At 74.7% G+C, this 20,310-nt stretch carries 11 protein-coding genes; 2 read left to right on the top strand and 9 right to left on the bottom strand.

The window, feature by feature from the left end; all coding sequences use genetic code 11:
- The 7 genes from ACFZB3_RS45285 to ACFZB3_RS45255 are packed head-to-tail and all read right to left on the bottom strand — an operon-like array spanning position 1 to position 13,261.
- Complete coding sequence (locus ACFZB3_RS45285) at positions 1–849, bottom strand: SDR family oxidoreductase (protein WP_391388717.1); 849 nt, start codon at positions 847–849, stop codon at positions 1–3.
- Positions 846–2,171: an MFS transporter gene (locus ACFZB3_RS45280; RefSeq protein ID WP_391388714.1), complete on the bottom strand. Its 1,326-nt coding sequence runs from the start codon at positions 2,169–2,171 to the stop codon at positions 846–848. Before ACFZB3_RS45280 ends, ACFZB3_RS45285 begins: the two co-directional genes overlap by 4 nt.
- Positions 2,168–5,281, bottom strand: a complete 3,114-nt coding sequence (locus ACFZB3_RS45275) for a condensation domain-containing protein (protein ID WP_391388712.1) — start codon at positions 5,279–5,281, stop codon at positions 2,168–2,170. Before ACFZB3_RS45275 ends, ACFZB3_RS45280 begins: the two co-directional genes overlap by 4 nt.
- Positions 5,278–6,399, bottom strand: a complete 1,122-nt coding sequence (locus tag ACFZB3_RS45270) for a MupA/Atu3671 family FMN-dependent luciferase-like monooxygenase (RefSeq protein WP_391388710.1) — start codon at positions 6,397–6,399, stop codon at positions 5,278–5,280. Before ACFZB3_RS45270 ends, ACFZB3_RS45275 begins: the two co-directional genes overlap by 4 nt.
- Positions 6,392–9,727: a beta-ketoacyl synthase N-terminal-like domain-containing protein gene (locus ACFZB3_RS45265; RefSeq protein WP_391388707.1), complete on the bottom strand. Its 3,336-nt coding sequence runs from the start codon at positions 9,725–9,727 to the stop codon at positions 6,392–6,394. The genes ACFZB3_RS45270 and ACFZB3_RS45265 overlap by 8 nt, the downstream gene beginning before the upstream one ends.
- On the bottom strand, positions 9,724–13,041 hold the full coding sequence (locus ACFZB3_RS45260; RefSeq protein ID WP_391388705.1) for an amino acid adenylation domain-containing protein: 3,318 nt from the start codon (positions 13,039–13,041) through the stop codon (positions 9,724–9,726). The genes ACFZB3_RS45265 and ACFZB3_RS45260 overlap by 4 nt, the downstream gene beginning before the upstream one ends.
- On the bottom strand, positions 13,034–13,261 hold the full coding sequence (locus ACFZB3_RS45255) for a phosphopantetheine-binding protein (protein WP_391388702.1): 228 nt from the start codon (positions 13,259–13,261) through the stop codon (positions 13,034–13,036). Before ACFZB3_RS45255 ends, ACFZB3_RS45260 begins: the two co-directional genes overlap by 8 nt.
- 420 nt (positions 13,262–13,681) lie before the next feature.
- Here ACFZB3_RS45255 and ACFZB3_RS45250 point away from each other — a divergent pair, with 420 nt between their 5' ends.
- Both ACFZB3_RS45250 and ACFZB3_RS45245 read left to right on the top strand, forming a co-directional pair.
- Positions 13,682–16,834, top strand: coding sequence for an amino acid adenylation domain-containing protein (locus tag ACFZB3_RS45250; protein ID WP_391388700.1), 3,153 nt, complete (start codon positions 13,682–13,684; stop codon positions 16,832–16,834).
- 37 nt (positions 16,835–16,871) lie between these two features.
- On the top strand, positions 16,872–17,576 hold the full coding sequence (locus ACFZB3_RS45245; RefSeq protein WP_391388697.1) for an alpha/beta fold hydrolase: 705 nt from the start codon (positions 16,872–16,874) through the stop codon (positions 17,574–17,576).
- A 74-nt stretch (positions 17,577–17,650) separates the two neighbouring features.
- On the opposite strand, the gene ACFZB3_RS45240 is transcribed toward ACFZB3_RS45245, so the two are convergent.
- Positions 17,651–19,255: an amino acid adenylation domain-containing protein gene (locus tag ACFZB3_RS45240; RefSeq protein WP_391388694.1), complete on the bottom strand. Its 1,605-nt coding sequence runs from the start codon at positions 19,253–19,255 to the stop codon at positions 17,651–17,653.
- Positions 19,252–20,274, bottom strand: a complete 1,023-nt coding sequence (locus ACFZB3_RS45235) for an NAD-dependent epimerase/dehydratase family protein (RefSeq protein WP_391388691.1) — start codon at positions 20,272–20,274, stop codon at positions 19,252–19,254. The genes ACFZB3_RS45240 and ACFZB3_RS45235 overlap by 4 nt, the downstream gene beginning before the upstream one ends.
- Positions 20,275–20,310: the final 36 nt, after the last annotated feature.

Below are 20,310 nucleotides of genomic sequence, written 5' to 3'. Positions count from 1 at the left end.
TCACCGGGCCGCGTAGCCGGCGTCGACGCTCAGGGTGGTGCCGGTGACGCGGCGGGCGCCGTCGCCGGCCAGCCAGAGCGCGGCCGCGGCCACGTCGGCCGGGTCGACCAGGGTGTTCATCGGCTGGTCGGCGGTGAACAGCTCCTCGTGCTCGGCCACCGGCACGTCCAGCGCCCGGGCCACCTCGGAGAGCATCCGGCCGTCCATGGCGGGTTCGTCCCGGACGTTGCCGGGGCACACCGCGTTGACCCGTACCCCGTACGAGGCGTAGTCGAGGGCACTGGCCTTGGTCAGGCCGACCAGCCCGTGCTTGGCGGCGACGTATCCGGCGAAGTTGCGGTAGCCCACCAGGCCCGCGGTGGACGCGATGTTGACGATCGAACCCGAGCGGCGTTCGACCATCGCGGGGGCGAACACCTTGGTGGCGCGCCAGGCGCCGCCGAGGTCGATGTCCACCATGAGCTGCCAGTCCTCCTCCGCGGTCTCGTGCACCGGCAGCCCCGAAGGCGCCACGACGCCCGCGTTGTTGACGAGCACGTGCGGCGCGCCGAAGCGGTCGTGGGTCCGCTCGCGCAGCTCGGTCAGGGCCGCGAGGTCCCGGACGTCGGCGGCGGCGGTGAGCACGTCGGCACCCAGGCGGCGGCAGGCGTCGGCGGTGTGGGCGAGCTGGCTCTCGGAGCCCGTCGGGTAGGGGACGCCGGTGATCCGGGCGGCCACGTCGAGCAGGACCAGGTCCGCGCCCTGGGCGGCGAAGGCGAGCGCGCAGGACCGTCCGACGCCGCGCGCGGCGCCCGTGATCACGGCCGTGCGCCCTTCGAGGGTGCCGTCGGCCGGGTGTGCCGTGGTCATCGGGTGCTCGCCTCCTCGTCCAGCCGGGGCCCCGGGTCCGTGCCGGGCGCGGCCCCGTCCCCGGCGACGCCGGTGCCGGGCCGCTCGTCCATGGCGCGCAGCGCGGGCCACCGCCAGCTGACGGCGATCAGGACGAGGTAGACGAGGGAGAAGCAGAGCATCGGGACGCGCAGACCGGCCACGTCCACCAGCCATCCGGCGGTCAGCACGCCGAGCGGGGCGGAGGTGAGGGCCACGGCGCCGGTGAGGCCGAAGACCCGGCCGCGCAGCTCCTCGGGGACCCGCTCCAGCATGATGGTCGAGAGCATCGGGTTGAGCGGCCCGCCGGCCACGCCGACCAGGAAGCAGATCACCGTCACACCGATGGCGCCGGGTTCCAGGTAGAGCGCCATGCGCAGGACGGCGACCACCGCGAAGCAGCCGAACAGGGTGTAGCGGCGGTTGGACAGGATGTTCCGGCTGGCGGGGCCGTACAGGAAGGTGCCGACGATGGCCCCGATGCCGACCGCGCCGAGGAACCAGCCCATGGCCGCGCTGCTGTGCAGCACCTCCTGGGCGTACACCGGCAGGAAGAGCGGGGTGAAGGCGTCGTCGAGGAAGTTGGTGACGACGACGAAGGCGGTCATCGCTCCGATCACCGGCATGGTCCTGACCAGGGCCGCGCCTTCGCGGAGCTGGCCGAAGAAGCCGGGCCCGGCCGCCGCGCCGTCCTTGGGCCTCCCGGGCTCGGCGACCGGTACCGCGAAGGCGACGAGCACGGCGGCGACGAGGAAGGTCGCGGCGTCGACGTACATGCCGACGGCCGAACCGGTCGCCGCGACCAGCACGCCGGCCAGGGGCGCGCCGGCCACCAGGCCGAGCCGGGGGGCCGCCTGGTACCAGGAGTTCACGCTCTCCAGCCGTGCCCCGGCGCCTTCGATGACGGGCTTGAGCAGCGCCATCCGGGCGGCGGTCGCGGGGGTCGCCACGACCGTGCGGGCGAACAGCAGGGCGAGCAGCAGCGGGATCGGCAGCCCGGTGGTGGCGTCCAGCAGAGGGACGAGCAGGACCAGGATGCCGGCCGCGAAGTCGGAGAGCACGCTGAGCCTGCGCCCGCCGAACCGGTCGACCAGGACGCCGCCGACGGCGCCCGCGAAGATCAGCGGCAGCGCGCCGATGAACCCGGCGAGACCGGTGGTGGTGGTCGAGCCGGTGGTGTGCAGGACGAACAGCGGCACCGTCACGACCGTGATGGCGTTGCCGAAGGCCGACAGGTACTGGGCCGTCAGCAGGGCCACGAGGGGGCTGCGGCGCGGTGCGGCTGGTGCGGCGGGCTCGGTCATGTCTGGTCCCTCTGCCGGTCCCGTCGCTCCCGGCTGAGCCGTGCGAAGAGACGTTCCATGCTTTCCTCGGTCACTCCGGTCACACCCGGAAGGCCGTCCGGGAGCCGCGGTTGCCGCTCCCCTTCGAGCAGGTCGCGCAGGTCGCGGACCGCGGCCTCGGCGGCCTCGTGGACGGCGGCGGCGTCCACCGCGTCGGGGTTGAACAGCCAGCGCAGGACGGCCTGGCCGTCGCGCACTCCGACCGCGATGTCCACGTCCACCTCGCGCTCCACCTCGGCGTTCCCGGTCGCGGCGGTCTGCGCCGAGGCGATGAAGGGACCGGCCGAACCGTCGACCGGGTCCGTCAGTTCACCGAGGTGGTTCACGACGACCCGGGGCTGTTCCAGGGCCGCGAACTCCGCGCGCAGGCCGGGGTCGGCGGCGCATCCCAGCAGCCCGAACGTCTTGCCGGAGTCGGGGATGCCGCGCAGCGCGGCGGCCGTGGCGCGCAGGTCGTCCTCGGCCGGGCCGCCGGTGAGAGGCACCCGGAAGGGGTGGGCGGCCGCGTAGAACCCGACGGCCCGGTCCGGGTCCCAGTCGGGCAGCGCGGCCAGCGGGTCGCGGCCCAGGCCGATCAGCCACACCGACGGCCGGTCCTGGGACGCCCAGGGGCGCAGCGCGCGGGCGACGGCGGTGAGGGCCGCCGCCTGCAGGGTGCCGTACCCGTCCGGGGGCAGCGGCAGCGACACCTCGAACGACCGCTCACCGCCATAGGTGTTGGGCCCGTCCAGACGCCAGCGGTACGGACCCGCGCCGCCCGACTGCGCCCGCCAGTACCCGGCGTGCGGTGCCGGGTCCAGCGCCCTGACGACGGCCGCGTGTTCGGCGTGGCCGGCGTGTTCGGGGGCCGGCGGCTCGCCCCGGTAGGCGGCGGCCAGGTCTGCGATGACGATGCCCCAGGACATCCCGTCGATGACGAGGTGGCTCGCGCCGACGACGACCCGGTCGGCCTCGCCGGGGGCGCCGGGCAGGTGGCTGACGGCGAACAGCGGACCGGCGCCGCGGTCGAAGCGGGCCCGCTGGGCGGCCACCACCCGGCGCGGGTCGGTTCCGGCCGGTTCCGCCGACCAGTGCCAGTCCGCGCCGGGCACGAGCCGGGTGCCCAGGGTGCCGTCGGGGCGGACGGCGGTGGTCAGCGCCGGATGGGCGCGCACCACGTCCTCGGCCGCCTGTCGCAGCCGTTCGGGGTCCAGCGGACCGGCCGCGGTCAGGACGTGGCTGTGCGACAGGTCCTCCACCCGGGACAGGCCCCGGCTGAGGAGCATCTCCTGCTCGGGGCCGAGCGGCCCGACCGGCGGGACCGGCGCACGGTCCGCCGGAGTGTCGCGGCGGGCGGCGAGGACCTGGGCGAGGCCGGCCGGGGTGGGGTGGGTGAAGACGTCCTTGAGGGTGACGGTGACGCCGTCGCCGCGCAGCCTGTGCGCGAGCCGGACGGCGAGCAGCGAGGTCCCGCCGCTGGTGAAGAACACCGCCTCGGGGTCGGCCGACTCGACGCCCAGCACGTCGCACCAGGCCGTGGTGACCCGGGTGAGGGTCCCGGCGGCGGCCGGCCCGGCCGCGGCGTCGCCGGGGGCGGTGCTGCCGCCGAGCAGCGGTGCGGGCGGCACGGGCAGGGCCGGGGCGGGCCGCCGCAGCGGCTCGCCGGGGTGCCGCGTGAACTGCTCGACGAGCTGGAGCAGGCGGTCGGCCAGGGCGGCGACGGTGGCGTGCTCGAACAGGGCCGTGCGGTACTCGATGCGCCCGTAGACGGTCGCCCCGACCCGCCACCACGCCGTCGTCAGGTCCATGGTCGAGATGCCCTCGGGCACGGCGTTGGCGTACACCTCGGCGCCCGGGAGCTCAAGGGTCTTCGAGTCGTCCAGGTCGAGTTGCACCAGCATGGTCTGGAGCAGCGGGTACCGGTGGGCGGAGCGGTCCGGGGCGGCGGCCTCGACGATCTCCCCGAAGGGCACCTCCCGGTGGTCGGCCACGGCCGCGGCGGCGCTCGCGACGGCCGCGAGCACGTCCTCGGGCGCCGGGTTCTCCGGCAGCGTGATCCGCAGGGGGATGCTGGTCAGCAGGAACCCGATCAGCGGTTCCGCCGCCGGCTCGTTCCGGGTGGCGGTGGGGATGCCGATGATCAGGTCGCGCTGGCCGGTGACCTCGTACAGCAGCGCGGCGTAGACGGCGGTCATCGCGGTGGCGGGGGTGGTGCGGGCCTCCCTCGCGTGCCGGAAGAACGCCTCGGCGACCGTGCCGTCGAGCGTGAAGTTGCAGTGCTCGCCGCGGTGGTCGGTGGTGTCGGGGCTGCGGTCGTAGGGCAGCGCGAGGCGCTGGGGCACGCCGTCCAGGAAGGTCCGCCAGAACTCCCGGTGGCGGGCGCCGTGCGGGCCTGCGAAACGTTCCCGCTGCCAGTGCGCCCAGTCGCCGAACTGGACCGGCATCTCGGCCACGCGCGGCGGACGCCCCTCGGCCAGCGCCCGGTAGTGCTCCAGGAGTTCCTCGTTGAGGCGCACGTACGACCACTGGTCGACGAACGAGTGCGGCATCGTCTCGACGATCTGGTGGTCGTCCTCGGCCACCTTGGCGACCGCGAGACGCAGCACCGGGTCGGCGGCCAGGTCGAAGGGGCGGCGGACCTGCTCGGCGATGAACTCCTGTCGGCGCGCCTCGATCCCGTCGGCCGGTACCACGGTGGTGTCGTCACGGGTCAGGTCGGTGAAGCCGAGGTCCGCCCGCCGGTCGGGGTGCACCCGCAGAAAGGGACGGCCGTCCTCCGCCTCGGCCCCGGAGCGCAGCAGTTCGTGGCGGCTCACCAGGGCGTCCGCGGCGCGCCGGAAGAGGTCCGGGTCGAAAGCCCCGCGGACGCGGAGCCCGTAGCCGAGGGTGTAGGTGGTGGTCCCCGGGTCGAGCTGGTCGAGGATCCAGAGGCGTTCCTGGTCCATGCCGAGCGGGAACCGGTCCCGGGGCCCCGGCCGCGGGCCCAGCACCAGGCCGTCGCGGGCGGCGAGCCGGCTGGTGAGCGCGGCCCGCTGGGCGGGGCTGAGCCGGGCGAGCCGGGCCGTCAGCCGCTGGTCTGCGGGGGTGCTCATACGGTCCTCCCGACGGCCGGGACACCGAGGTGGAAGAGGGCGGGCAGGGCGTCCAGGACGTCGGCCGCGGGCAGCCCGAAGTCGATCAGGCACCCCACCTCGTCGGCGCCCGCCCCGGCCAGCTCGGCCAGGACGGCCCGGGCCTTGGCCGGGCTGCCGAGGAGCGAGGGACCGGTCAGGAAGTCCAGGTAGGCGCTCTCCAGCAGGACCGGTTCGTCGCTGCTCCCGGTCTGCCTGCGGAAGGACCGCAGGTAGGAGTGCATGGCCGGGCGGAGGAAGTCCTCCAGGTCCGGCCGGTCGCTGACATGGGCGTGTGCCATGACGACGACGTCGCCCTCGCCGGGATGCCCGGCGTCCTGCCACGCCTGCCGGTAACGGGCGATGTTCTCCCGCAGGGCGGGCATCGTCTGCCCGAGGAGCGCGGTCGCCACCCCGTATCCGGCCCGGGCGGCGGTGACGAACGTCTGGGGGGTGCCGGTGGCGGTGAGCCAGACGGGCAGCTCGGGCTGGACGGGCCGGGGGCGGGTCAGCACCTGGGTCGTGGTGCCCGCGGTGGACGGGTACGGCAGGGTCTCGCCGCGCCAGAGGGCCCGGATGTCCTCGATGGTGCGGCCGGTGACCTCGCGCCGGTCCTGGTAGTCCTCGCGGGCCAGGGCGAAGTCGTCCGGATGCCAGCCGCTGCCGAAGGAGAGGCCGACCCGCCCGCCGGAGAGACCGTCCACGACCGCCCACTCCTCGGCCACCCGGGCGGCGTGGTGCAGCGGGGCGGCCACGCTGCCGGCGCGGATGCGGATGGTGCTGGTGCGGGCGGCGACCGCGGCGGCCAGCACCGACGGGTTCGGCGAGAAGCCGCCGAACTCGACGAAGTGCCGCTCCGGGAACCAGACGGCGTGCTGGCCCGCCGCGTCGGCGGCGGCCGCCGCCGCCAGGACGAACGCGTAGTAGCCGGCGGCGTCGGCGGAGTCGGCGCTGGCGAAGAAGTAGAGGCTGCGGCGCAGCTTCCCGGAGAGTTCCGCCGGGCCCCGCTGCCGTTCGGCGCGCTGGGCGCGCAGGCCCGCACTCAGCTGGCGTCGCTGTTCCGGGGTCAGCGCGTCGAGACGCGCGGAGAGATCACTCATGGCCGGCCTGCCCCTCCTCGTTCTCGATCTCCTCCAGCAGCCGCAGCAGGGCGTCGTCGTCGCGTTCGGCGGCGAGTTCCTCGGTCCGGGCGATGAACCCGGCGAGGGAGGAGTTCTCGTACAGGTCCTGGAGCCGGATCTCCACCAGGAGGGCGTCGTTGACGACGCTGACCAGGTGGGCGGCGTGCAGGGACGTGCCGCCGAGGTCGAAGAAGTTGTCCTCGGGCCGCAGTCCGGCGATGCCGAAGGTGTCCTGCCAGAGGGTCCGGACGGCTTCGGCCGTCGACGCCTCCGCGGCCGTCTCCTCGGCCGTCTCCTCGGCCGTCTCCGCGGTCGGCTCCACGGCCCGCTCCTCGGCCCGCTCCTCGGTGGCCGCGGTGACGGGGGCGGCCTCGCCGGCCGCGGGGACCGGGTCCGGCACGGGCGGGCCGGCCGGGAGGCGGGCTTCGTGGGACCCGGGCTCCGGGGCCGCCACCCAGTGCCGCTGGTCGGCGAAGGGGTAGGCCGGCACCGCCACGACGCGGGCGGGCCGTGCGGGTCCGGTCGGGGTGTGACCCGAGGTCCACAGCGCCGCCAGGGCGCCGTACCAGGCGGCGGTCTCGTCGCCGCCGGCCCGGTCCGCCGCGTCGACGACGTGGAGGTCGCGCCGTGCGGCGAGGGCCGCCCGGCGGATCTCCGCGGTGGCCGCGTGCGACCGGTGCAGGCCGAGGACGCTGTCCGGGGCCGCTTCGAGCAGTGCGGTGACCGCGTCCGCGAAGCGGACCGGGCTGCTCAACTGGCTTCCCCAGTAGGCCGGGTCGACCGCCTGGGCGTCGGTGAGCAGTGCGCCGGTGACCCCGGAGACGATGGGCACGGCGGGTGCCGAGAGCGTCAGGGTGGCGACGAACTCCTCGAACTCCCTGGCCGCACCGGCCATCGCGCGCGAGTGTCCGGCGCGGGTGACCGCCAGGCGCGTGGCCTTGACACCCGCCTCGGCGCAGCGTTCCTCGAAGGCGGCCAGCGCCTCCTCGGGGCCGCCGCAGACGGTGTTGTCCGGCCCGTTGAGCACGCAGACGTCGACCTCCAGGCCGTCCGCGAGCCGTACCGCGGTCTCCTCGCCGGTGCGCACGGCGGTCATCGCCCCGGGCGCCGCCGAGGCCATCAGCCTTCCGCGCCGCACGACGGCGGCCACCGCGTCGGGCACGGAGAAGACACCCGCGTGCGCGGCCGCGGTCAGTTCTCCGACGCTGTGTCCGAGCAGCAGCCCGGGGACGAGGCCGTGCCGTTCGGCGTGGCGCAGGCCCGCGAGGCCGAGGACCAGCAGCAGCGGCTGGACCACGGCGGTGTCGAGCAGGCGGGGGTCGTCGGCCGGCCAGTTCCGGGCGTCGGAGAGGTCGGGGCCGCCGGCCCGGCCGACCTCGGCGGCGAGTCCGGCCAGGTCCGCCGCGAAGCCGTCGTCCGCGGCGGCGAGCCCGGCTCCCGCACCGGCGAGCGGCACGCCCTGGCCGGGCAGCACGGCGGCGAGCCGCGGCGCGGTCAGGGCACGACGGCCGTCGTTTTTGGTCGGCCCGGTCGATCCGGTCGGTCCGGTGAGCCCGGTCGATCCCGTCAGCGGCGCGGCCGGTCCCGTCAGCGCGGTCGATCCGGTGAGCACGGTCGATCCCGTCAGCGGCCTGGTCGATCCCGTCAGCGCGGTCGATCCCGTCAGCGCGGTCGGTCCGGTGAGCGCGGTCGATCCCGTCAGCGGCGCGGTCGGTCCCGTCAGTGCGGTCAGTGCGGCGGCGAGGTGGTCGCGGGCGGCGGCGGGGTCGGCGGGCAGGGCGGTCGCCCACCGCTCGGGCAGCGCTCTGCGGTGGTGCCACAGGGTTCCGGCGAGTTCGCCCACGGGGACTTCGGCGCCCTCGCCGTCGAGCCACGCGGCCAGGTCGCGGGCCTTGCGCCGGAGGGCTTCGGGGGTGGCCGCGGAGAGCACGGCGAGGTGGGGCTCCCGCCGCGTCGCCGGCGGGTGCCCGGCCGGGCCGGTGGGCCGGGGCGCGGCGGTCAGCAGTACGTGGCAGTTGGTGCCGCCGAGCCCGAACGAGCTGACGCCCGCGGTCCGGGGCCGGTCGGCGGGCCAGGGCCGGGAGACACGGGGCAGTTCGAAGGACGCGCTGCCCAGCGCCACGTCCGGGCGGTCGCCGGGCTGGGACGGGGTCGGCGGCAGCACGCCCGCCTCGACCGCGAGGACCGCCTTGATCAGGCCGATGACGCCGGCCGCCGCGTCGCAGTGCCCGATGTTCGGCTTCACCGCGCCCAGGGCCAGGCCGGCCTCCGCGGGCCGGTTGCCGTACACCTCGGCCAGGGCGGCGAGTTCGACCTGGTCGCCCAGGGCCGTGCCGGTGCCGTGCGTCTCGACGTAGCCGACGTCGGCGGGTTCCAGCCCCGCGACGGCCAGGGCCTCGCGCAGGACGTCGGCCTGGCCCTGCGGGCTGGGCGCGGTGAGGCTCATGCGGGCGGCGCCGTCGTTGTTGACGGCGCTGCCCAGCAGGTGGGCGCGGGGGCTCTCACCGGTTCCGGGCAGGTCGGAGGCGCGGCGCAGCACCACGATCCCGGCGCCGCTGGAAGGCACCGTCCCGGCCGCGCCCTCGGTGAAGGCGCGGCACCGGCCGTCGGGCGAGGTGATGCCGCCCTCGGTGAAGGCGTAGCCCTGCTCCTCGTCGAGGTGGACCGTGGCGCCGCCCGCGATCGCGATGTCGCACTCGTAGGTGAGCAGGCTGCGGATCGCCTGGTGGACGGCGACGAGGGAGGTGGAGCAGGCGGTCTGGACCGTGATGGCGGGGCCGGTCAGGCCGAGCCGGTACGCCAGGCCGGTGGCGAGGAAGTCGCGGGAGTTGCCGAGGGCGAGCTGTTCGGTGCCGAGGACGCGTACCGTCTTCTCGTCCTTGAGCACGTGCTCGCGGTAGTACGTCTCGCTGCCGCACCCGACGAACACCCCGATGCGGCCCGTGGCGCGTTCGGGGTCGATGCCGGCGTCCTCCAGTGCCTGCCAGGCCACTTCGGTGAGGACGCGGTGCTGCGGGTCGGTCGCCGCCGCCTGGGCGGGCAGCATGCCGAACAGGTCGGCGTCGAACCGGTCGAACCGGTCGATCTGCCCCGCGCGCAGAGCGCCGTCGGGTGCGCCGGCCGGCAGGGAGACGACACCGTCGGTGATCGACCTCCAGAAGCCGCCGGGATCCGTACTGCCGGGCACACGCAGGGACATGCCGACGACGGCGACGGCGTCCGCGACAGCATCCATGACGGCGTCCGCGTCCTCCGGGACCGTGTCCGGGGCCGTACCGGGACCGTGGTCCTGGCTGTACTCGCTCACGCTTCCTCCTGGTTGACCCGCCCGCCGGAGGGCGGGCCGATGACCGCCGCGAGGCGGCGCGGGGTCGGATTGCGGAATATGTGCTTGAGCTGGGAGCCCGGGAACCCGGTCGCGCGCTGCAGGGTGTTGAGCCGGACCGCGAGCAGTGAATTGCCGCCGAGTTCGAAGAAGTTGTCGTCGAGCCCCACCGGGACGCCGAGCAGCTCCTGCCACACCCGGGCGAGTCGGCCGGCAGCCGCGGGCTCGCCGGGGGCGGGCGGCCGGCCGGTGCCGGTGGTCTCCTGCGGCGGGGCGCTCTCGCCGCCGCGCGCCGGTTCGGGCAGCCGGTGCGTGTCGAGCTTCCCGTTGACGGTCAACGGCAGCGACGGCACCGGGGTGAGGGTCGCGGGCAGCATGTGCGAGGGCAGCCTGGCGGCGAGCCACTGGCGCAGTTCCGCGAGGTCCGGCGCGGCGTCGGCGCCGACCAGGTAGGCGTCGATCCGCGCGGTGGCCGCGTCGTGGGCGTCCCGGACGACGGCCGCGGCTCCGGTGACGCCGGGGTGGGCCAGGAGTGCTCCGCTGATCTCGCCGAGCTCGATGCGGTGGCCCCGGATCTTGACCTGGTCGTCGAGCCGCCCCCAGTGCTCCAGCCGGCCGTCCGGCAGCAGCCGGCCCCGGTCGCCCGACCGGTAGAGCACCTCTTCCGGGAGGCCGGCGGAGCTGCCGGGCACGAAGCGTTCGGCGGTCAGTCCGGGCCGGTTGAGGTACCCGGCGCTGACGCCGCTGCCGGCGACGTGGATCTCGCCGAGGACTCCGGGGGCCACCGGGCGGCCCTCCTCGTCCAGCACGTACAGCCGCCACCCGGGCAGTGCGGGTCCCACCGAGCGCGTCCCGGAGAGGGCGTCCGCCCGGGTCAGGTCCTGCCACGTGCAGTGCACGGTGGTCTCGGTGATGCCGTACATGTTGACCACGCGGCAGGTCCGCTCCGGGTAGCGGTCCATCCAGGGCAGCAGCATCCGCGGGTCGAGCGGTTCACCGCCGAACACCAGCAGACGGACGGAGAGGGCGTCGGCCGAGACCGCGTCCGCGGCCAGGAGCTGCGCGAACGCCGACGGGGTCTGGTTGAGCACGGTGACGCCTTCGGCGGCGAGGAGGGCGTGGAAGCCTTCCGGGTCGCGGGCGGTCCAGTGCGGTACGACGACCAGCCGGCCGCCGGTCAGCAGGCAGCCCCAGATCTCCCAGACGGAGAAGTCGAAGGCGAAGGAGTGGAAGAGCGACCAGACGTCCTTCTCCCCGAACCCGAACCCTTCCGGACCGGCCGTCGCGGCCAGCAGGGCGGCGACGTTGCGGTGCCGTACCAGGACCCCCTTGGGAGTGCCGGTCGAGCCGGAGGTGTGGATGACGTAGGCCACCCGTTCCGGGTCGGGTCCGGGCAGCGGGGTCTCGGCCCGGGCGGGCGTGGCGTCGGCGGGCAGCAGGGTCAGGTGCGGCGGCAGCAGGTCCGGGTCGCCGTCGGTCACGGCCGTGGTGAGCCCGGTGTCCTCGGCGACGAAGGCGAGCCGTTCGCGCGGGTAGTCCGGGTTGAGGGGCACGTAGGCGGCGCCGGCCCTGAGCACCGCGAGCAGGGCGACGACCAGGTCCGTGCCGGGGTGCAGGCACACGCCGACCCGGTCCCCCGCGCGCACCCCGGCTTCGGCGAGCGACCGGGCGAGCGCGGTGGCGCGGTCGTCGAGCTCGCGATAGGTCAGGCGCTGCTTCTCGAAGCCGACGGCGACGTGGTCGGGCAGGCGGGCAGCCTGCCCGGCGAAGAGCGAGGCGAGGTCGGCACCGGCCGCAGCGGCGTCAGCAGCCGCACTGGCGTCAGCAGCGGCCGCCGTGCTGTCGGCGGGCGACGACTTGGCGGGATCGGCCGGTCCGGTCGGTCCCACAGGTGCGGCCGGTCCCACAGGTGCGGCCGGTCCCACAGGTTCGGCCGGTCCCACAGGTTCGGCCGGTCCCACAGGTTCGGCCTGTCCCACAGGTCCGGCCGGTCCCACAGGTCCGGCCGGTCCCACAGGTCCGGCCGGTCCGGCCGCAGGGACGGTGGACAGGCGGGCGAGGGGAGTGCTCGGGTCCTGGGCCATGGCAGCGAGGGTGGTCTCCAGTTGGCGGCAGAAGCGGGTGGCCGCAGCGGTGTCCACCTCGGTCGCCCGGTGCCGCAGCAGGCCGCGCCGCTCACCGCCGAGGTCCTGCCGGACGTAGAGGGCGAGCGGGAACTGGGCCGGGCCGAAGCCGGGGTCCGGCAGCGGGGTCGCCGTCAGCTCGGGCGTGACGATGTCGGGCAGGGTGCGGCAGGGGACGACGACCAGGGAGAAACCGGCGCGGTCCGCGGGCGGCAGTACCGTCGACAGGGGCAGGTCGGCGTCCCGGTAGGCGGTCATGGCCCGCCGGTGCGAGCGGCGCAGGTAGTCGGCGACGCTCTGGTCGCCGTCGGTCTCCAGCGGCACCGGCACCGTGGCACTGAAGTAGCCGACGGCGGTCGCGTGGCGCGGCGTGCGGCGGGAGACGGTGGTGCCGAGCACGGGGCGGGCGGCGGCGCTGTTCCGGCTCAGGACCAGGCCGGCGGCGGCGAGGACCAGCGAGTGCCGGGTGACGCCGAGTCCGGCCGCCAGTCCGCCCGCGGCGTCCCACACCGCGTCGCGGATCACCAGGGGCACCGCGCCGGCAGGTCCGGCGGGCTCCGGCCCGGGGGTGCGGGCCCAGTCCAGTGCGGCGGACACGCCGGGCCGGAGCCGGCGGGCGAGTTCGGCGGCCCGCTCGCGCCGCTCGGGCGGCAGTTCGTGCCTGCCGAGGGACCACTGCGCGAAGGACTCGGCCGGGGGGCCGGGCGCGTCACCGAGCAGCCACTGGGCGAGCACCGCCATGGACGTCTCGTCGACGATCAGGTGGTGGGCCGTCAGGCAGAGGTGCGCGGTGCCAGGACTGTGGCGGGCCAGGACGACGCGCAGCAGGGGGCCGTCGTCGAGGTCGAACGGCCGCAGCGCCTCCCGGCGCAGCCGGGCCCGGGCGAGCGGCCCGTCAGGGTCGACGGGTGCGTCGGCGACGAACAGCCCCGGGGGGCGGCGGGCCGGGACGAACACCAGCCGGCCCTGCTCCTCCGCCACCCGGGAGCCCAGTAACGGGTGGGCGGCGAGCAGCGCGGCGAACCTGGCGCGGAGGGCGTCCTCGTCGAGGGTGCCGTCGACGCGCAGGAACAGCGCGGAGTTGTACGTGGCCGGGTCGTCCGCGCTGCGGTCCGCCGCGTACAGGTCGCACTGTCCCGGGGTGAGGGGCAGCACCGCCGCCCCGCTAGTCACGGCCGCCGGCGAGGACGGCGTCGAAGAGGGCGGCCGCGTCCGGGGCTTCCAGGATTTCCAGGTAGTCGAGCTCCTGCCCGGTCGCCTTGAATATCCGGTCGGCTAACAGCACCGCCTTCAGCGAGTCCCCGCCATTGGCTATAAACCCGGTGTTCAGATCGGCTTCATCGCCGAGCATTTCTTTCCAGAGTGCGGCGAGCTCTTCCGCGGACACCCGCATCACAGACCCTCCCGTTACGTCCTCGAATAGCGCTTCTCCCGACACGGAACGGCACCGACCAAGGACTCTCGACGGTGACTGCGCCCCCAGGGCCGCGAGAACTCGAAAGATCCTCGCCATCCCGGAACTGAATTGTCAACCGGAAAAGTCGAGAAACAGAACGGTGAGAACCAGCCACCGTCCGAATTTGCGCAGGTGTTTTCGGCGGCCCGAAAGGGTAACGAGGGCGAAAGGGGCAAAACTTGAACATTCCCGCAGGGTTCGCCCGCGTTTTTTACATTCTCATGAAGCCGATCCGTGAAGCACATATGCGGTATACGCCATTCCATTTGCAAATTACATGTAGATGGATCTTGACGACTTCCCGTAAACCCACTTACGATCCGAAAATTCTTGCTGTCGACCGAATAAGGACGTCGAATGCAGAATCCTGCGACTCCCGGGCAGCTCCGCTTCTTCGTACTCGACATGCAGCAGACCCGGCCCGCCATCGTGCATCGCCTGACCGTTTCCGGAGCGGTCGACATCGACCGGCTGCTCGCGACGGTGAGTGCCGTCCTGCGCGCGCAGCCGGCCCTGCGCGTCTCCCTGCACATGGAGCCCGAGGGTCTGGTCCAACGCCTCCACCCGGTGTCCGAGGTGCCGGTCGGCGTGCACACCCTGCCTGCGGACGAGGAAGCGGCGCGCGAGGTCCTCGAACGCCGTCTGACCGCGCTCGCCGCGCCGTTCGACCATGCCGGCGCACCGCTGTGCCGTATCGCCGTGCTGCACCGCGCCGACCGTGCCCACCTGCTCTTCTCGGTGCACCACGGCGTCTTCGACGACGGTTCCGCCCCGGCCCTGCTGGCCTCGCTGACCACCGCGCACGAGTCGGGCCCGGACAGCCTCGCCGACGCCGGGGCGCCGCAGGGTGTCCCGTCCGCCGAACGGCAGGACGCCTTACGCAAGTTCTGGGCCACCACGCTCGACCAGGCACCGGAGGACTGCTCCCTTCCGCAGCTCACGCCCGGCGCGGACCGGGCCCGCGCATCGGTCACCACGCGGTTGCCCGAGGTACTCGTGGACCGGATGCGCCGACGCGCGGCGGAGACCGGCGCGAGCCCCTTCACCCAGGTGATGAGCGCGCTGGCCTGGGTCGCGGGGTGGTACGGCGGCACCGACGACATGGTGGTCGCCACGGTGAGCGGAGCCGAGCGGGACACCCAGGGCATCTCGGCCGTGGGCTGTCTGCAGAACACCATCCCGGTCCGTGTCGACCTGGCCGGTGCCACCACCGAGAGCCTGCTCGACCGGACCCTGGAAGCCCTCCTCGACGCGGTCGAGCACGCGGAACTGCCGCTGGAGGAGATCCTGGCCGTGACCGGCGCGCCCCGGCACCCCGACCGCAAGCCCTTCACCCAGCTGATGTGCACGCAGGGCGAGCTGTTCACCGAGACGGTCGACGCGTCGGGCCTGCGCTGGCGGATGGACCCGCCCGGGTCCGACCAGGTCGAGTACGACCTGAGCGTCACTCTGCTGCACGCCCCCGACGGCGGGGAGCACCTGGTCGTGGCCCATCCCCGCGCGGCCCTCGACGCAGCCACCGCGGAGCGCTTCCTCGCCCACCTCGTCACCGCCCTGGGCGCGCTGGCCGCGCCGGACGCCCGGCCGCTGGCCACGTGCGACCTCCTCGGCGCGGCCGAGCGCGCCGAACTCGCGGCGCTCTCCGGCACCCCGATCGGCGTGGCCGCCGAGCCGGTGCACCGCGTCGTCCAGCGCCGGGCGGATCTGGCCCCGGCAGCCGCGGCCGTCCGCGCCGGCGGCGTCGAGCTGGACTACGCCACCGTGACCCGCCGCGCCCGGGACCTGGCGGCAGCCCTGCTCGCGGCGGGCGTGGGACCGGGCGACCGGGTCGCGATCCACCTGGACCGGTCACCGGAGCTGGTCACCGCCGTGCTGGCCACCTGGTGGGCGGGGGCCGCGTACGTACCGCTCGACCCCGACCACCCGGCCGACCGGCTTCGCTACGTCCTGCGGGACGCCGGGCCCGCCGCGCTGATCGCCCGGGCCCCCCTGCTGCCGGACCTGCCGACGCTGGCCCCGGACTCCGCCGCACCGGCGCCGGCGGCCTGGCCGGAAGTCGCCGCCGACGCCCCCGCGTATGTCATGTACACCTCTGGTTCGACGGGCCGTCCCAAGGGTGCCGTCATCCGGCACGACAACCTGTGCGCCCTGTTCGCGGCCTTCGACGCCGAGTTCGCCGGGGGCCCCGCGGTCGTCCTGGCGGGCACCAGCGCGTCCTTCGACATCAGTCTCATCGAGCTGGTCTGGCCCCTGACCGGCGGCCGCACCCTGCACCTGACCAGCCACCGCACGGTGCTCCAGGACGTACCGGACCCCGCCGGCGCGTTCTACCAGTGCACCCCGTCCGCCGCCCGGCTGCACACCGCCTCCCGGGAGGGCCGCGCCTTCCTCGGCCGGCTCGGCGCTCTCCTGGTCGGCGGCGAGCCGCTCGCCGCCGACCTCGCCGACGACCTCGCGGGTCTCGTCCCGGGTCCGGTCCTGAACGGGTACGGACCGACCGAGGCCACGGTGTACACCACGCTGTGGCGGGTCACCCCGGGCGCTCCGGTGCACATCGGCCTGCCGCTGCCCGGCGTGCGCTGCCACGTCGTGGACGCGCACGGCCGCGATCTGCCGCCGGGCTGCCCCGGCGACCTGCTGATCTCCGGCACCGGCGTGGGCAACGGCTACTGGCAGCGGCCGGGCCTGACCGCCGAGCGCTTCCCCGCGCTGCCCGGGTCCGCCGGCACCACCGGCTACCGCAGCGGCGACGTGGTGTCCTTCACCCCCGGCGCCGGGCTCAGGTTCCTGCACCGGGCGGACGACCAGGTGAAGGTCCTCGGCCAGCGCATCGAGGCCGGGGAGATCGAGACCACGCTGCGCCGGCGTCCCGGCATCCGGGACGCCGCCGTCGCACCGCTGCCGGACCGCACCGGCGTCGTCGCCTTCCTGGTACGGGAGGACGACCCCGCGGCGGGTCCCGGGCCCCGCCCGCTGCCGGCCGCCGTCGCGGCGGAACTGCGGCGCGGCGCGGCCGACTGGCTCACCGGGGCCATGCTGCCCACCGCCTGGCTCGGGGTGGCCGACCTGCCCCGCTCCCCCAACGGCAAGCTGGACCGGCGGGTGCTCGCCGACTGGGCCGCCGCGAGTGCCGAGGCCGCGGAGTCCCCGGCGCCGTCGCTGCCGGGGACGGCCGCGGGCGCGGTCGTCGAGGTGTGGGAGCGCGTCCTGGGCGAGCCGGTCACCGACACCGGGGCCACCTTCTTCGAACTCGGCGGCACGTCCTCCGGCATCCTGCGGGTGCTGACCCTGCTGCGGGCACGCCATCCCGGGCTGCACGCGGCCGACCTGTTCCGGCACACGACCGCCCGCGGGCTGGCCGGGTTCCTGGAGACCCTCGACGGCACCGGCCCGGACGAGGCCCCGGCCCCCGCCGGTGCGGTCCGGCTCCCGGCCCCGGCCGACGTGCCGGCCGGAACGCAGCGCGGTGCGCGCCGCGCCCGGGCCCTCGGCCGCTGGGCCCGCCGGTGACCTCCGTCCCCCTCTCCGCGCGCCCCTGGAGTCCACGATGACGCTCTCCCTGATGTGCCTGCCCTACGCCGGAGGCGGGGCGGGGGTCTTCCGACCCTGGCAGAACCAGCCCGACCTGCCGTTCCGCGTCGTCCCGGTGCAGCTTCCCGGGCGGGACGAGTGGTTCGTCCAGGAGCCCTGCACCACCATGGCGGACGCCGCGCGGGTCTGCGCCGACCAGATCCGCGAAGCGGCCGGGACCGGTCCGTACGCCGTCTTCGGGCACAGCTTCGGCGCGCTGCTGGCCTACGAGACGGTCCGGCTGCTCGCCTCCGACGGAGCACCGCTGCCGGAACACGTCCTGGTCAGCGGGGCCGCGGCACCCGGCGTCGGCCGTCCCAGGATGGACGGCGCCCTGCTGGACGACGACGCGTTCGTCGCCCGGCTGCGCGACCTGGTCGGATACGACCACGAGGCATGGCACGAGCCGGAACTGCGGGAACTGCTGCTGCCCGCGCTCCGTGCCGACCTGGCGGTCCAGGACGCCTACGTACCGGCTCCCGGCCCCCCGTTGACGATGCCGGTGAGCGTCCTGCGCGGCGCCCAGGACGACCTGGTGCGCCACGAGGACGCGGCCCGCTGGGCGGAGCACACCTCCTGCGGAGCGCGGGTGGTGGACGTGCCGGGCAGCCACATGTACTTCACCGAGGACTGGCCGCTGCTCTGGAAGACGCTCGGCACGCTGCTGGCCGCCCGCGGCTGACGGTCCGCGAGACCCGAAAGGGCCGATGGGGTTCCCGACCGGTTCCCCATCGGCCCTTTCCCCGTGCCGCCGGTTCAGTTCCGGAGCGCGGCCAGCTGCTCCGCCAGCACCCGGCGGTCCAGCTTCCCGTTGTGGTTCAGCGGCAGTTCGGCCCGGTGCGTGAACCTGTGCGGCACCATGTAGCGCGGCAGGCGGGCCGAGAGCGCCTGCCGGAGATCCGCGGCCGGCCGGGCCGTACCGGTGTACGCGGCCTCCAGCCGGGTCTGCCCGTCCTCGTCGCGCAGGGCCACCACCGCCACCTGGCCGATGCCGTCCTGTTCCCGCAGCACCGCCTCGGTCTCGCCGATCTCCACCCGCTGACCCATGATCTTGACCTGCTGGTCGAGCCGTCCCAGGTGCACCAGGGTCCCGCCCTCCAGCACCTGGACCAGGTCACCGGTGCGGTACCAGTGCTTGTCGTCCGGCACATACCCTCCGGCGGTCGCCACCGGGCGCCCCGAGGCGTCCAGGAACCGCCCCCGGTTGTCCTTCTCGTCGAGGTAGCCGGCGAACCGCTGGACGCCGCGCAGCCACAGCTCGCCCTCGTCGGAGGGCCGGCCATCCTCGTTCACCACCTGGTGGTCGAGGTGCGGGTAGACCTCGCCGATGGGAAGGGTGCCGTTGGCCGTGTCCGGCCAGTCCTCCGTCCGCTCCGGCAGCCGGTACTGCGAGGAGAGGATGGTCAGCTCGGTCGGCCCGTACACGTTCTCGATGACGCTGTGCGGTGCCGCGGTCCGCCAGGCTCTCGCCTGCTGCACCGTGAGCTGCTCGCCGCCGAAGAGGGTCCAGCGCAGCGACGGCATCGAACCGGGGGCGAGTCCCCCGGTCAGGTCGGCCATCGTGATCACGGACGGCACCGAGAACCAGTGCGTGATCCCCTCGCGGGACACGAACCGCGCGGGCTTGGGGAGTTCGGCCCGTGGCGGTACGACCAGCGTGGCGCCCGAGCCCCAGGCACCGAACATCTCGAGTACGGACGCGTCGAAGGCCAGGCCGCTGTTCTGGGCCATCCGGCAGCCGGGCCCGAGCGCGTAGCGGTCGATGACGTACCGCAGGAAGGCGTCCATGCTGCGGTGCGCGAGCGGCACGCCCTTGGGGGTACCGGTGGAGCCCGAGGTGAACAGCACGTAGGCGATGTCGCCCGGCAGCACCTCGGCCGGGGACACCTCGGCCGGGGACACCTCGGCCGGGGACAACGGATCCCGGGCCGCGTTGCTGCCCTCGCGCAGCCGGTCCTGCAGGTCCTCGGACAGGAGCAGGTCCGGCAGCTCCGGGCCCTCGGGAACCGGAGCGCGGTCGGTCAGGTGCAGTTCCAGGCCGGCGGTCCGCGCGATGGTGGCCAGCCGGGCCGGAGGGAAGGACGTGTTGAGCGGGACCACGGCCGCGCCCAGGCGCAGCACCGCCAGAACCGCCGCGTACGTCAGCACGTGCGGCGCGGTCGTCAGGCCCACCCGGCGCGGGGCGCGGCCGCCGCACAGGGTGCGGATCTCCGCGGCCAGGGCCGCTGCCAGGGCGTCCAGTTCCCGGTAGGTCAGCCGCTCGCCGCCGGCCTCCAGGGCGACGAGGTCGCCGTGCTCGCGTGCCGACGCGGCGAACCAGTCGTGCAGTCCGCGCGGCGCCTCCTGCTCCCGACCGGTCATCGGGTGCCCGCCTTCGCCCGCCACGCGCGCAGCACTCCGCGTTCCTTCTCCGGGTCGATCCCGAGCACGATGTCGCCCTGCCGGTAGGGCGTCCCGGACGGACCGCGCTCGCGCAGCCACTCCCAGGTGTCCGCGACCGTCTCGCCGAGCGGTCGGCAGCGCAGTCCGGCGTCGACCGCCCTGGCGGGGGAGGCGGCCCAGGCGCCCGCCATGGCCGGCTGCTCCGTCGCCCAGAACGGCAGCTCGGTCCAGGCTCCCACCTCGTGCTGCGCGAGCAACTCCTCGTCGACCCATACCGGTTCGGCCCCGGCCCCGGTCACCCGGGCGCACAGCTCCAGCAGTTCCCCGAGGGTCGTGGTGTCCCGGGGGCCGGTGACCAGGTAGCGCCCGCCGGCGCCCGCCTCCAGCAGGTCCAGGGCGAACGCCGCGATGTCCCGGGCGTCGATGAACTGGACCGTCTGGTCACTGCGCCCCGGCGCGAGGACCTCACCGCCGCGCGCCATGCGCTCCAGCCACCAGAGCAGCCGTCCGGGAGTCTCACGCGGGCCCACGATCAGCCCGGGGTTGAGGATGAGGACATCACCCTCGAAGTACTTCTCGACGGCCCGCTCGCACCCTGCCTTCAGCGCATTGCCCGGCACATCGTCCACGGCCGCGTCCGGGGGACAGGCATGACGCGCCGAATCCTCGCTGACGGGCCCGGCGGGCCAGTCCGAGTAGACGTGGAAGGAGGATACGAACAGGTACGTTTCCGCGTGCGCGCTGAGTGCGCCGGCCGATTGCCCGACGGTACGGGGATGGAAACCACTGGTGTCGACGACCGCGTCCCAGGGGCCCGCGGCGGTCAGGGCCTCCAGATCGGCGGAATTCTCCCGGTCGCCGTGAAGGTTCTCCGCCCCCTCGATGTCCGGCCCGGACTTTCCCCGGTTGAAGACGGTTAAGTTATGGCCGCGGTCGATTGCTTCCTGCGCAAAGGCTTGGCCCAGGAATACCGAGCCGCCCAAGATGAGAATCCTCATTCTGACATGATCACGCAACTGCCGTCGCTTGACAAG

The sequence above is a fragment of the Streptomyces sp. NPDC008092 genome (assembly GCF_042957285.1).
Classification (GTDB): Bacteria; Actinomycetota; Actinomycetes; order Streptomycetales; family Streptomycetaceae; genus Streptomyces.
This window is presented reverse-complemented; position numbering and strand designations above follow the sequence as displayed.